The 13,615-nt window shown below is 71.6% G+C and carries 12 protein-coding genes; 8 read left to right on the top strand and 4 right to left on the bottom strand.

Features of this window, described 5'->3' with window-relative positions; translation table 11 throughout:
* The first annotated feature begins 35 nt into the window (after window positions 1–35).
* The 7 genes from yidD to ACN268_RS21990 all read left to right on the top strand — a co-directional run bounded on the left by yidD (window position 36) and on the right by ACN268_RS21990 (window position 8,581).
* Entirely contained in the window at window positions 36–275 is a 240-nt protein-coding gene (yidD, locus tag ACN268_RS22020; RefSeq protein ID WP_204925644.1) for a membrane protein insertion efficiency factor YidD, read from the top strand.
* Between the two features lie 3 nt (window positions 276–278).
* Window positions 279–1,274 (top strand): membrane protein insertase YidC, encoded by a 996-nt coding sequence (yidC, locus tag ACN268_RS22015; protein ID WP_204925522.1) that lies wholly within the window; start codon window positions 279–281, stop codon window positions 1,272–1,274.
* Window positions 1,275–1,486: 212 nt separating this feature from the next.
* Complete coding sequence (locus ACN268_RS22010) at window positions 1,487–2,065, top strand: protein jag (RefSeq protein WP_208565172.1); 579 nt, start codon at window positions 1,487–1,489, stop codon at window positions 2,063–2,065.
* 118 nt (window positions 2,066–2,183) lie between these two features.
* Window positions 2,184–2,885: a 16S rRNA (guanine(527)-N(7))-methyltransferase RsmG gene (rsmG, locus tag ACN268_RS22005; RefSeq protein ID WP_421486959.1), complete on the top strand. Its 702-nt coding sequence runs from the start codon at window positions 2,184–2,186 to the stop codon at window positions 2,883–2,885.
* 264 nt (window positions 2,886–3,149) lie between these two features.
* Window positions 3,150–4,496, top strand: coding sequence for a ParA family protein (locus ACN268_RS22000; RefSeq protein ID WP_421484813.1), 1,347 nt, complete (start codon window positions 3,150–3,152; stop codon window positions 4,494–4,496).
* 27 nt (window positions 4,497–4,523) lie between these two features.
* The gene (locus tag ACN268_RS21995) at window positions 4,524–5,576 is read left to right on the top strand and encodes a ParB/RepB/Spo0J family partition protein (RefSeq protein ID WP_421484812.1); all 1,053 of its coding nucleotides are present in this window, start codon (window positions 4,524–4,526) and stop codon (window positions 5,574–5,576) included.
* A gap of 1,967 nt (window positions 5,577–7,543) precedes the next feature.
* On the top strand, window positions 7,544–8,581 hold the full coding sequence (locus tag ACN268_RS21990; protein WP_421484811.1) for a hypothetical protein: 1,038 nt from the start codon (window positions 7,544–7,546) through the stop codon (window positions 8,579–8,581).
* Between the two features lie 29 nt (window positions 8,582–8,610).
* On the opposite strand, the gene ACN268_RS21985 is transcribed toward ACN268_RS21990, so the two are convergent.
* Entirely contained in the window at window positions 8,611–9,606 is a 996-nt protein-coding gene (locus tag ACN268_RS21985; protein WP_421484810.1) for a D-alanine--D-alanine ligase family protein, read from the bottom strand.
* A 7-nt stretch (window positions 9,607–9,613) separates the two neighbouring features.
* Window positions 9,614–10,921 carry a PLP-dependent aminotransferase family protein gene (locus ACN268_RS21980; RefSeq protein WP_421484809.1) on the bottom strand — a complete coding sequence of 436 codons (1,308 nt, stop codon included), beginning with the start codon at window positions 10,919–10,921 and terminating at the stop codon, window positions 9,614–9,616.
* A gap of 297 nt (window positions 10,922–11,218) precedes the next feature.
* Between ACN268_RS21980 and ACN268_RS21975 the strand changes: the two genes are divergently transcribed.
* Complete coding sequence (locus ACN268_RS21975; protein ID WP_088643653.1) at window positions 11,219–11,884, top strand: GNAT family N-acetyltransferase; 666 nt, start codon at window positions 11,219–11,221, stop codon at window positions 11,882–11,884.
* A 25-nt stretch (window positions 11,885–11,909) separates the two neighbouring features.
* Here ACN268_RS21975 and ACN268_RS21970 read toward each other — a convergent pair whose 3' ends face one another.
* Both ACN268_RS21970 and trxA read right to left on the bottom strand, forming a co-directional pair.
* A complete protein-coding gene (locus tag ACN268_RS21970) occupies window positions 11,910–13,064 on the bottom strand; it encodes an N-acetylmuramoyl-L-alanine amidase (RefSeq protein WP_421484808.1) in 1,155 nt (384 codons plus the stop codon).
* 191 nt (window positions 13,065–13,255) lie between these two features.
* Window positions 13,256–13,579 carry a thioredoxin gene (gene trxA / locus ACN268_RS21965; protein WP_088643651.1) on the bottom strand — a complete coding sequence of 108 codons (324 nt, stop codon included), beginning with the start codon at window positions 13,577–13,579 and terminating at the stop codon, window positions 13,256–13,258.
* Between the last annotated feature and the right edge of the window lie 36 nt (window positions 13,580–13,615).

Here is a 13,615-nt window from a genome sequence, read left to right as displayed (position 1 = left end):
CGATCGTGCCGCCGCGCCGGAGCATGGGTGCCCGGATGCTCAGTGGCCCTATCATCGCGTACCGTCGTTGGATAAGTCCGGCGTTGCCGGCCCGCTGCCGGTTCTACCCGTCGTGCAGTGCCTACGCCCTGGAGGCGGTGACCCGTCACGGTGCGTTGCGGGGAGCCGGCCTGACGGTCCGGCGGCTGTCGCGCTGCCACCCTTTCCACCCTGGTGGACACGACCCGGTGCCGGAGCCGGGCCGCCGCCGACGCGCCGACGTGACTGGAGTCTGAGAATTGAGTCTCGACTGGATCTACTACGCGATCTCGTGGATCCTGCTGACCTGGCACTCGGCGTGGGACGCCATCGGGGTGCCGGTCGACGCGGTCCTCGGCACCAACTGGTCGTGGATTCTCGCCATCGTCTTCCTGGTGGTCACCGTCCGGGTGATCCTCTTCCCGGTCTTCGTCAAGCAGATCAAGTCCCAGCGGGCGATGCAGGCGCTCCAGCCGAAGGTCAAGGAGCTCCAGGAGAAGCACAAGGGTGACCGGGAGACGCTCCAGAAGGAGATGATGGAGCTCTATCGGAAGGAAAAGGCCAACCCGCTGATGGGCTGCCTTCCGATGTTCCTCCAGATCCCGGTCTTCCTGGGGCTCTTCCACGTGCTGCGCCGGCTCGACCCGGCCAAGGAGGCCAAGAGCCTCTACGGCTGGACCGCCGAGCAGTTCGACAGCGCCTCCAGCGCGAAGATCTTCACCGCCCCGATCGCCGGCAAGTTCGGCTCCACCGCCGACGAACTGGCCCGGCTGGGCGCGAACGGCACCACCGTGAAGGTGATCGCCGGCATCCTGGTCCTGGTCATGATGGGCACCACCTACCTGACCAGCCGCCAGATGATCCTCAAGACCGGCTGGGCCGAGGACCCGCAGCAGCGGATGATCCAGCGGCTGATGCTCTACGGCATCCCGCTCTCCCTGCTGGTCTCCGGCTCGATCTTCCCGATCGGTGTGATCATCTACTGGGTCACCAACAACCTGTTCACCCTCGGCCAGCAGCAGTGGGTGCTCCGCAAGTTCCCGCCGCTGGTGACCAACAAGGGGGTCGCCGGCGGCAAGGCGACGACCCCAGGTGGCCGCAACCCGGTGCAGCCGGCCAAGTCCGGTGGTTTCCTCAACCGGAACAAGCCCGTCGCGCAGGTGCCGGCGAAGCCGGCCGCGCCGAAGGTCGCCGGGCCGAAGCCCGGTGCCAAGCCGGTCAACCCGAAGAAGGGCCCGGCCAAGCGCCAGGGTTGAGCCGCCGGGCTGCCGTCGGCACGACCGGCGGCAGCCTCCGGTACCGCGCAGCCGCCGTGACGGCCGGCGCCGGACCGGACCCGCCGCGCCCGACGCGGCGGCCGGGACCGCCCCCACCAGACGTGCCCGTGTCGAGCCGGCCCCCATCCGCCGGCCGCCCCGGGAGACCAACGGACCCGACGGTCCGGCCGAGCTAGTACGGAGATGACACCGTGACCGACACCAGCATCCCCAGCGCGGACGCCTCGCTCGACGAGGAGACCGTTCCGACCGCCGCGACCGGTGAGGGTGAGCCTGCCGACGGCGGCAAGGAGAAGAAGTCCGCCGGTGAGGGTGAGTTGTTCGCCCAGAGCGAGATCGCCGCCGACTACATCGAGGGCCTGCTCGACATCCTCGACTACGACGGCGACATCGACGAGCTGGTCTCCGGCGGCCGTCCGGTCGTCGAGGTGGTCGGTGGCCGGTTGCAGAACCTCGTCGGTCAGCGGGGTGCCACCCTGGAGGCGCTCCAGGAGCTGGCCCGGCTGGCCGTGTTCCGGCAGACCGGTTCCCCGAGCCGGCTCCTGCTCGACGTGGGCGGCTACCGCGCCACCCGGCGCAAGGAACTCGCCGCCGTCGCCAAGAACGCGGTGGAGAAGGTCAAGGAGCACGGCGAGCCGGTCCGGCTGGAGCCGATGTCGGCCTTCGAGCGCAAGTGCGTACATGACGTGGTCAACGCGATGAGCGGTGTGGAGAGCGAGTCCGAGGGTGTCGAGCCGACCCGGCGCATCGTCGTCCGGCCGGCGGACTGAACTGGTGCCCACCGACGACGTCACGACCGATACCGCTGCCGGCCCGGGTGCACCACCACCCGGGCCGTCGCCCGATCGGCCCGTACCCTCGGCGCAGGACGCCGCGCTCCCGACCGAGCTGGCCGCCGCCGCGCGGACGCTGTTCGGGGACCGGCTCGACCTGGCCGTCCGGTACGCCGAACTGCTCGCCACCGACGGCGTGGTACGCGGCCTGATCGGCCCCCGCGAGGCACCTCGGATCTGGGACCGGCACCTGCTCAACTGCGCGGCTGTCGCCGAGCTGATCCCCGAGAACGCCAGCGTGATCGACGTCGGCTCCGGTGCCGGCCTGCCCGGGGTGGTGCTGGCGATCGCCCGTCCGGACCTGAACGTCGTACTGGTCGAGCCGCTGGCCCGGCGCACCTCGTTCCTCGTCGAGGCGGTGGAGCGGCTCGGACTGGCCAGGACCGTCCGGGTGTTCCGTGGGCGGGCCGACGAGGCGGCCACCGGAGCGAACGGTGTCGGCCCGTTCACCGCCGACGTCGTCACCGCCCGCGCGGTGGCACCGCTGGACCGGCTCGCCACCTGGTGCCTTCCCCTGGTCGTCCGCGGTGGACGACTGATCGCCCTCAAGGGGGCCTCCGCGGCGGACGAGATCGTCGAGCATGCCGGGGCGGTCGCCGCGCTGGGCGGAGGCGAACCGACGGTACGACTCTGCGGCACCGAACTCCTCGACCCGCCCACCACCGTGGTGAAGGTCGTCCGGGAGCGGGTGGTCCGTACCCCAGGCGTGAAGATGGCGCCGAAGCGGTCGCGTGGAGGCCGTAAGCGCGTCCGCTGACCCTGACCTGTCGGTGCGGAGTGCCGCGCGGCGTGGTGGGCTGGCCGACGGGCGGGGACCACCCAACCGTCCGGATAACGAAGATGGACCCGCCGCGCCCGTCCCCCGTAGGCTGACCGCGCGTCGATAGTGTGGGGCGGGCGGATGTTCGGGTGCACCGGATACCGATCGCCCCCGCCGGGCCGTACGCCCTGCGGTGCGAGCGCGTGTACGGCAAGCGAGACGGGGTGCGGACCGACCATCCGGAGCGGGTAGGGATGACAGGTGCATGACGACGGCAGGTACGACGACCCACGGGTGAACCGGCCCGAGGGGCCGGGCTCAGGCGTGGACCCTGTTTCACGTGAAACCGACCATCTGCAGGGCTGGACGACGGGCGGGCAGCCCATGATCCGGCCGCCGGAGCGCGATCCCGGGGTGCGCCGGGAGCCGCCCGCGGTGGGTGCCGCCCGTCCGGTTCCCGAGTCGTACGTGCCACCGCCTCCCGTGCCGCCCGGCCCCGACGGTCGACCGGTCAACGCCCCTGACGACCGGACGACCACCCCGGTACGACGGAACGCGGGGGCATCCTCGCGCTTCGAGGCACCGGTGCAGGGCAACACGCCACCGGTGCCCGTACAACCCCATCCCGGCGCGGTGCCCGATGCCGTGACCATGGTCGGCGCTCCCGCTCCCGGGGCCGTCGATGCGGCGGACGCCGCGTACGTTTCACGTGAAACCCCGACGCGCGAAGAGGATGATCCACCGTTGGCTATGGAGGCGATGCGCGCCGTGCAGATCCTTAATCCGAGTGGCGAGGTGACCATGCCCCGTCCCGAGCGGACCCGGGTGATGTGCGTTGCCAATCAGAAGGGCGGCGTGGGTAAGACCACGACCACGGTGAACCTGGCGGTGGCCCTGGCCCTGCACGGGAACCGTGTGTTGGTGGTCGACCTCGACCCGCAGGGCAACGCTTCCACCGGGTTGAACGTCCCGCACCACACGGGCGTGCCGGACGTCTACGACTGCCTGATCGACAGCGTGCCGCTGGCCGAGGTCGCCCAGGAGGTCGAGGGCATCCCCAACCTGTGGTGCGTGCCGGCGACCATCGACCTGGCCGGTGCCGAAATCGAACTGGTCTCGGTGGTCGCCCGGGAGTCCCGGCTGAACCGGGCGATCGAGGCGTACCCGGGGCACTTCGACTACGTCTTCATAGACTGCCCGCCCTCTCTCGGCCTGCTGACGGTCAACGCTCTGGTGGCCGCCCAGGAGGTGCTGATCCCGATCCAGTGCGAGTACTACGCGCTGGAGGGGCTGAACCAGTTGATAAACAACATCAATCTGGTACGCCAGCACCTGAACCCGAAGCTGGCCGTCTCCACGATCCTGCTCACCATGTACGACCGCCGTACCCGGCTGGCCGACGCCGTGGAACAGGACGTCCGCAACCACTTCGGTGACAAGGTTCTCCAAGCGGTCATCCCCCGTAACGTCCGCGTGTCGGAGGCCCCGAGCTACGGGCAGTCCGTGATGACCTACGATCCCGGATCGCGGGGGGCTACGAGTTACTTCGAGGCCGCCCAGGAGATCGCCGAGCGCGGTGCCAAGGAGCCGGTGAACCGGAATGCGTAGTGCGGACGAGTCGCTGGGAGGCGTCGTATGAAGAACCGTCCCCGGGGCGGTCTGGGTAGAGGGCTCGGTGCGCTGATCCCGACCGGGCCGGTGCAGGAGAGCAGTACGGCCACGGCGACCATGCCCGTGGAGGTCGACCCGGCGCGTCCGGTGATCGAAACGTCCGCCGATCCCGTGAGCCCGGCCCCGTCGATGCCCACCCCGACGGTCAGCGCGCCACCGCAGCCTGAGGAAACCCAACTCAGCCCGGTACCCGGTGCGCGCTTCGCGGAGATCTCCGTCGACGCGATCGTGCCGAACCCCAAGCAACCCCGGCACGTCTTCGACGAGGAGGCGTTGGAGGAGCTGAAAACCTCCATCCAGGAGGTCGGCTTCCTCCAGCCGATCGTCGTCCGTCAGCTCGACGGCGAGAAGTACGAACTCGTCATGGGTGAACGGCGCTGGCGTGCCGCCCAGGCGGTCGGCCGGGAGAGCATCCCGGCGATCGTCCGGGAAACCAAGGACGACGCGATGCTCCGGGACGCGCTCCTGGAGAACATCCACCGGGCCAACCTCAACCCGCTGGAAGAGGCCGCCGCGTACCAGCAACTGCTGGAGGAGTTCGGCGCCACCCACGAGGAACTGGCCCGCCGGATCGGGCGCAGCCGTCCGCAGATCTCGAACACGATCCGACTGCTGAACCTGCCCCCACAGGTCCAGCGGCGGGTGGCTGCCGGTGTGCTGTCGGCCGGTCACGCCCGGGCGCTGCTCAGCCTCGACGAGTCGGAGGCCCAGGAGCAGCTCGCCCTGCGCATCGTCGCCGAAGGACTCTCCGTACGGGCCACCGAGGAGATCGTCGCCCTGGCGCTCAGCGACGGCCCCACGAAGACGCCGGCTGCCAAGCGTCGGGCCAAGCCGCACGCGCCCGCGCTGACCGACCTGGCCGACCGGCTCTCCGACCGGTTCGACACCCGGGTGAAGGTGGACATCGGTCGGAGCAAGGGAAAGATCACCATCGAGTTCGCCACGGTGGACGATCTGGAGCGGATCGTCGGCATCATCGGCGTCGGCGAGGAAGAACAGGCGGAACCCGAGGACTGACGACCGTCCGGGTCACCGGGTCCGGTTTCGCCGGTACGGCCCGGCCGCCCGCCTCTGCCGCGCAGTCGTCGTTCCCGGCCGCGTATCCGCTCGGGTACGCGGCCGGTTGCTGCCCAATGGAGTCGTCCGGCCGGGCGGCTGGACCGTCGGTGGCCGACCTGCCCGGGAGGGCATGGGACCGGGTGTGCGGCAGCTGGCTCCTCCAGGCTCCACGCATTCGTCGGGTAGGCCCCGGACAGCCTTCGTCACCGTTGTCGGGCTCGCTGCCGTGGAGGGCGTGGCCGTTTGGCAGCGACTTTCACGAGCCACTTCCGCAGGCCCGGTTTCACGTGAAACCGGGGCGTGGCGGTGGTGCCCGGAGCGTTGAGACCGCAGGGATTCGTGGCGTGGTGGCCGCAGGGTAATGGTGCCCCGGTGAAGGTCGGAGCGGAGACGGTCAGGCTCGTCGGGCACGAGCGGTCGGGGGCAGCGCCTAGCGGGTCGCGAGACCACCCGCCTCGATGCCTGCGGTATCGGGGCGAGTAGTGCCGGGCGATGAGACACCGCGTGCGACGAAGGCGGGCAGGGGCCGTGGATGACCGGCCAGGCAACCAGATCCCCGCTCGCCCGTCGCATGACCGGACGAGCCTTGCGGAGGCAGTGCCGTCTCCGACCGACGCCGGTCGTGACGACTGCCCGGGTCCGGGGAGCGGCGGGCGGCATGCCCCGTCGCTCCCCGGGCTCCCAGCGACTGACGGCGCGCAGGCCGCCCGGTGGGTTCGGCCCGGTGGGACTCGGCCCGGCCGACCGACGCGACACCCGCCACGGACCTGCTCGTGGGCCGGCCCGATCCGGGGTTGCCAGCGGAAAGGCCGCGATGGTCGCCTCACCCCTCGGGGGTAATCTGCTGGCCGCTCAGATCGCCTGGAGCGCGACGACTACCCCGACCCACAAGTGGGTCCGTCCGATAGGCGCAGAGGCCGACACGATTGATCTGAGGGCCGCCAGCGGTTGGCCGTGTCCGATGGGGCGTCGGGAAAGAAGACAGACGTGTCCGACGGCGCAACGTTTCACGTGGAACAGGGGGCACCGGGGGTGCACGATCGCCCGCCGCCCGCCGCCCGCCGCCCGCCGCCCGCCGCCCGCCGCCCGCCGCCCGCCGCCCGCCGCCCGCCGCCCGCCGGGACCCGCCACCGCTCACCACCCGAGAACCGATGTCGACCCGGTGCCCCGATGTCGACGTCGACCCTCTGGCCACATTCCCCGCACCTACCCGCCGGTGCTCCGACCGTCTCCCGGCATCCGCACGGTCGCTTCCCACGGACCTGCTGCCAGGGTCGGACGGAATCTCGTGGCGGCGGCACCTCCGCACGGGTGGTGCTCGACCCGCCAGCAGGCGAGTGGTGCCGAGAGGCGGCACGCAGCACCGAGGCACGACGCCAGCCCAGGCGAGCCCCGACACTCCGCCCCGGTGCTGTTTCACGTGAAACCCGTCGACCGGCTCACCACGAACAGCGGCACGACATCGAAGCGAGAGGGGGAGGGCGGCCTGTGTGGATGGCGATCGGTCCCCACCACTAGCCATACGGGGCCGCCCGGTCTCCTGGAGGCGGACAAGGAGCCCCCCGTGAGTCGACGATCCCAGGCATCCGTTGGGGAAAACGGCGGCCGTCCAGCAGCCCGGCGAACCCCTCGATCGTTGAAGAAGACGGACCCCTGGTTCCTGTGAACAGTGCTGTGGATGAAGCACCGGAGTTATCCACAGAAGTTTTCCACAGGCTGCGCCCGTTTCACGTGAAACAGCGCGTCAGAACGCTCGCCAGCCTGTGGATGACGGGGTGTGCTGGTGATCTCATCAGCCTGTGGACAACCGCCATGACACCCCTCCGCACGCCCCCGTCGGTCGCCTCCCGTTGGCCGAAATCCCCTCATGATCAGCGGCGTTCGGGGTAGGGACAGCAGTCCTCGTCTCGGTTAGGGTCAGCGTCGTGCACGACACCCCTCCCCCCTCGGTTCCGGACTTCACCCAGTGGCCGTCGTTCCCCTTCGAAGGTGACCTCCGGGTCAAGCAGCTCGACGAGCCGGTAGCGGTCGAGCCTCCCCGCAAGGGCGAAGGGCTCCGGGAATGCATCGCCTGCAACGCGCCGGACGACGCGTACATCTGGGTGGGTGAACGCTGGCGGGTGCGGGCGATGGACCGTCCCACCGGCCTGCCGATGGTGCTCATCCTGGAGTCGCGGTCCCACCTCGACCTGGGCGACCTACCCAACCTGCTCGCCGCCGAACTCGGGGTGATGACGGTTCGGCTGGAGCGCGCCATCCGCTCGCTGGACGGTGTCGCCCGGGTACACGTGAACCGATGGGGCGACGGGTCCGCCCACCTGCACATGTGGTTCCTGGCCCGGCCGTACGGTCGGCTACAACTGCGCGGCACGTTCCTGTCGCTCTGGGACTCGATCCTGCCCCCCATCTCGGAATCCCAGTGGCGGGAAAACCTCGCGCACGTCGCGGCCTGGCTGGCCGAGTTCGGTGGACGCCCGCTCGCCGAGCCGCCGCGCATCCAGTGGCAGACGCCCTCCAGCATCGCCGCGCAGTCGTCGGCCGAGGCTGCGGCCGCAGCCGCCGAGGAAGCCGTCTCGGTGATCGAGTCGGCGGAGGAGACCCCGCTCCCGGTCACGGAGAACGCGCCCACCCCGGACCTGTCCACCGGGTCGGGAGGAGCCTCGGTCGACACCGTGGCGGAACACGCGGCGTCGGGGGGAGGAACGGTGGAAGAGCCGGGCAACGGCACCCCGGGCGACGACCCCGAGCCGGAGACCGGCCGGGACGCCGACGGTCAGCCCGCCGAGGCTGCCCACCCGGACGGCGGGTCCGAGGGCACCGGTACCGGTTCGGCGTCGAGCGGTCCCGACGATCCGGCGACGGAGATCACCGGGACCGACGAGCCGGCCGGAACCGGGAAGGGCAGCGGCGGAACCGGGGAGGACAGCAGCGGAACCGTCACCCGGGACACCGTCCGACACTGACGGACCGCCGGCCGCAAGCCGGCCAAGGGTCAGGAGCGGCGGGCGGCGGCCCGACCGACGAGCGTGCCGAGGACCTGGCCGAGGTCGAGCCCGGCCGCCTGGACCGCCAACGGCAGCAGCGACGTCTCCGTCATACCGGGTGAGACGTTGACCTCCAGCACGTGCGGCTGGCCGTCCCCGTCGACGATCAGGTCGACGCGGGACAGGTCACGCAGCCCGAGCGCGGTGTGCGCGGCCAACGCCACCTCGGCCACCGCACCGGCGACGGCCGGGTCGAGCCGGGCCGGCGCGTGCCAGGTGGTACGGCCGGCGGTGTAGCGGGCCGCGTAGTCGTACACGCCGTTGCGGGGGACGATCTCCACCGGCGGCAGCGCCCGCGGTCCGTCGCCCAGGTCGAGCACGGACACCGCGACGTCCATCCCCGCCACGTACCGTTCGACCAGCGCCGTCGAGTCGTACGCGAAGCAGCCGACCATCGCGGCCGGGAGGGCGGCGGCGTCCTTGACCACGGCGGCACCGAGGCCCGAACCGCCCTGCGTCGGCTTGACCATCAGCGGCAGCCCGAGCCGGTCCACGATCCGGTCGAGCACCGCCACCGCACCCAGCTCCGAGAAACGGTCGTGCGGCAGGGCCACCCAGTCGGGGGTGGGAATGCCGTTCTCCCGCAGCACCGCCTTGGCCGACGGCTTGTCCCAGGCCAGTCGGGCGGCCCGCGCGTCACAGCCGACGTAGGGCGCGTCGCAGAGGTCGAGCACACCCCGCAGCGAACCGTCCTCGCCGGTCGCGCCGTGCAGGGCGATCACCACGGCGTCGGGCGGGTCGGCGGCCAGCGCGGGCAGCAACGCCACGTCGGCGTCCCGCAATTCCGCCTCCACCCCGGCGCTGCGCAACGCGTCGAGGACCCGCCGGCCGGACCGCAGGGAGACGTCCCGCTCGTAGGACAGGCCGCCGGCGAGCACGAGCACGTGCAGGTCGGCGGCGGTGGAACCGGTCACGAGGGAGCGCTCGACGGGGGTGGCAGCCATCCCGGAATCATGCCAAGTCGGGGCCGGGGACGTCCGGACCACCCCGCCGGCTCCCGGTCGGCGTGACCGCGCCGAAGACCTGCCGCAGGGCCAGCTCCTGCTCCATCACCCGGGCCAGCCGGCGCACCCCCTCGCGGATCCGCTCCGGGGTGGGGAAGGAGAAGTTGAGCCGCATGTTGCCGGTGCCGGTGCCGTCGGCGTAGAAACCGGTCCCCGGCACGTAGGCGACCCGGGCGGCGATGGAACGTGGCACCATCGCCTTGGCGTCCAGCCCGTCGGGCAGGGTGGCCCAGACGAACAGCCCGCCGGTGGGCCTGGTCCAGGTGGTGCCCTCGGGCATCTGGTCGTGCAGCGCGCCGAGCAGCGCGTCCCGCCGCTCGCGGTAGACCTCCCGGTAGACCTTAAGCTGTTCGCGCCAGGGCATCGTCGACAGGTACGTCGAGACGGCGGCCTGCGCGAAGGCGCTGGGGCAGAGGATCTGCGCCTCGCTGGCGATGACCAGCTTGTCGCGGACGGCGTGCGGGGCGAGGATCCAACCCACCCGCAGCCCGGGAGCGAAGGTCTTGGAGAAGGTGCTCAGGTAGAAAACCCCGTCGCGGCGACGGGCCCGCAGCGGCGCGGGCGCGTCGCCCTCGAAACCCAGCTGGCCGTACGGGTCGTCCTCGACCACCAGCAGGCCAGCCCGCTCGCAGATGTCGAGCACCCGTTCCCGCCGCTCGTCGCTCAGCGTCACGCCGGCCGGGTTCTGGTAGGTGGGGATGGTGTAGAGGAACTTGACCCGACGGCCGGCGCGGGCCTGGTCGGCGATGGCCACCTCCAGGGCCTCCGGGATCAGCCCGTCGTCGTCCATCGGCACGTGCACGACCTGGGCCTGGGCGGCCTGGAACACCCCGAGTGCGCCGACGTACGTCGGACCCTCGGCGAGCACCACGTCACCCGGGTCGAGGAAGAGCCGGGCCACCAGGTCGAGCGCCTGCTGCCCGCCGACGGTGACCACCACGTCGTCGGGGGAGGCGCCGCAGGAGGCGTCGATGCCGGAGAGCGCCATCACCTCGCAGATCCGCTCGCGCAGTTCCGGGCTGCCCTGGCCGATGCCGTACTGGAGGGTGGTGGAGCCGAACTCGGAGCCGAGCCTGCCGAGCATCTCGCCGACCGCGTCGAGCGGCAGCGCGGCGATGTAGGGTGCGCCACCGGCGAGCGAGACGACCTCCGGCCGGCTGGCGACCGCGAAGAGGGCCCGGATCTCCGAGGCGGTCATGCCCCGGACCCGCCGGGCGTACCGGTCGGTGTAGTCGTCGAGCGTCGTGCCGGTCATGACATCACCTCGATCGGGTGTCGGTCGGGCTCCCGCCCGCTGGGGTACCCGCGGTGCCGGCGACCATGGCGGCGCGGGACGCCGGTCGGCCGATCGTAGTCCCCGTTCGGCAGATTGCCGGTCACGATCCGGGTCGGGTCCACATCCCGGACGTCCCCTCCCCGTCCCGGGTGGCCATTCGCGCGTCCCCTCCCGTACGGTCGCCAGTCGGCGTACGATCGCTCGTCGGGGACGCAGCGGGCGATGCTGCCGCCGCGGGCTGGTCTCGCCTCCGAGCCTAAGTGTGGGGATGCTCTGATGTCGCGACGTCTGGTCAGTCTGACCCTGGACACCCTGGAAGACCTGCCCCGGCCGTGCCGGCAGTGCGTCTACTGGGAGCTGGACCCGGTCTCCGCCGAGCGGGCCTGCGCGAACGGTGACCCGGGGCTGGAGAAGGAGGCGTGGGTCTCCCAGACGCTCCTGGAGTGGGGTTCCTGCGGCAAGCTGGCGTACGTCGACGGGATGCCTGCCGGCTTCGTGATGTACGCGCCGCCGGCCTACGTACCCCGGTCGATGGCGTTTCCGACCTCGCCGGTCTCGGCGGACGCCGCGCTGCTGATGACCGCCAACGTGGTGCCGGCCTTCGCCGGCGGCGGGTTGGGCCGGATGCTGGTGCAGGGTGTCGCCCGGGACCTGACCAAGCGGGGCATCAAGGCGATCGAGGCGTTCGGCGACGCGAAGTTCGGTGACGAGCCGGACGACACCCGGGCCTGTGTCGCCCCGACCGACTTCTTCCTCTCGGTGGGCTTCAAGACGGTCCGTCCGCACCCCCGCTACCCGCGCCTGCGGCTGGAGTTGCGCACCGCGCTGAGCTGGAAGTCCGACGTCGAGTACGCGCTGGAGAAGCTGCTCGGTTCGATGAGCCCGGAGAGCCTGCTGCGGCCGGTGCGCCCCGCCCCGGCCACCCGCTCCAGCGCCGGCTGAGCGGGCCGCCGACCGGGGCGCCGGTTCAGTCCCGGCCCGCGCCGGCCGCCACCACCGCGCGGAGCGCGCTCACGTCGATCGAGCCGGTCGGCACGTCCCGTTCGACCGGGAAGAACATCCGCTGTACGGCCGCCACGAGCGCCTCGACGATCCGGTCCCGGAACCGGGGGTCGACCAGCCGGGCCCGGTCCTGCGGCGAGGTCAGGTAGCCCACCTCGACCCGTACGGCGGGCATCCTGGTCAGCCGCAGCAGATCCCACGCCTTGGCGTGGGTACGGCAGTCGCGCAGCCCGGTCCGCGCCACGATCTCCCGCTGCACCAGCCCGGCGAGGCGTTCCCCGGTGGCCGAGGTGACGCCGTTGTCGGTGCCGTAGTGGTAGGTGGCGACCCCGTCGGCGGCCGGATTGACGTGGCCGTCGGTGTGCAGCGAGATGAACACGTCGGCGCCGAGGGAGTTGGCCAGCTCCGCCCGGTCGATGTCCGGCAGGCAGGTACGCGGCGCGGGGCCCCGGGTCAGCTGCACCCGGACGCCGGCCGCGGCGAGCCGCCCCTCCAGCCGGCTGGCCAGGTCGTGCACCAGGTCCGCCTCGGTCCAGCGCAGCGTCCCGTCGGGCACCACCACGCCCGGGTCGGTGCCGCCGTGGCCGGGGTCGATGACCACGGTGCGCCCGACCAGGGTCGGCCCGGACTGTCGGATCGCGTCGGACTCGCGCAGCCACTGGGGGCGTCCGCCGACCACCTTGCGGCCGAGCCGGCGCAGCGCGCCCATCGTGTACGGCCCGCAGGAGCCGTCCGGTTTCAGCCCCACCTCCCGCTGGAACTGCGCCACCGCCCGCGAGGTGCGGACGCCGTAGACGGCGTCCGCGCCGCCGACGTCGTACCCCATCTCCAGCAGGCGTTCCTGCAGCGACCGGACGTCCTCGCCGATCAGCGGGTCGGGCACCGCGTGGTAGAGGGTGCGCGCGCCGAGCCGCCAGCGGGCGGCGTCCAGGGCCCGCCAGGTCTCGGCACCGACCCGCCCGTCCGCACTGAGCCCACGGGACTGCTGGAAGGCCCGCACGGCCCGTTCGGTGGCGGCGTCGAACTCGTCGCCGGGCGCGGCGAGGAGGTCCAGGCCGGTCAGGACGGCACGGATCTCGGTCACTGCCGGTCCGCGGTCACCGGGTCGGATCGGACGCACGCAGGACCCCCTCAGAGGTTGGCTGCCGGGCACCTTCGATGACGGCCACGCTTGCGCGTCCGGTAGGACCAGCGCTTACGGAGCGTACCGTGGCCGGTTGCCGTCGGCCGGGGGTTCGTGCAGGTCAGGGACCGGAACAGCCGGAACCCCGCACCCGGTGGGGGTGCGGGGTTCCCGGTGGTGGAGCGCGGTTACAGCGCCGACTCGATCAGCCGGACCAGTTCGCCCTTCGGCTTGGCACCGGCGATCGACTGCACCGGCTCGCCGTTCTTGAAGATGGTGAGGGTCGGTACGGACATCACCCGGTAGGCGCGGGCGGTCTCCGGGTTCTCGTCGATGTTGAGCTTGACGATGGTGACCTGGCCGGCCATCTCGCCGGCGATCTCCTCCAGCAGCGGCGAGACCTTGCGGCACGGCCCGCACCACTCGGCCCAGAAGTCCACCAGGACCGGCTTGTCGGACTTGAGCACGTCAGCGGTGAAACTGGCGTCGGTGACGACCTTGGTCGCTCCCACTATGACCCTCCTTCTCAGTTGTGGTGTTGCAGTCGT

This window comes from Micromonospora sp. WMMD735 (assembly GCF_049178995.1).
Lineage (GTDB): Bacteria > Actinomycetota > Actinomycetes > Mycobacteriales > Micromonosporaceae > Micromonospora > Micromonospora wenchangensis.
This window is presented reverse-complemented; position numbering and strand designations above follow the sequence as displayed.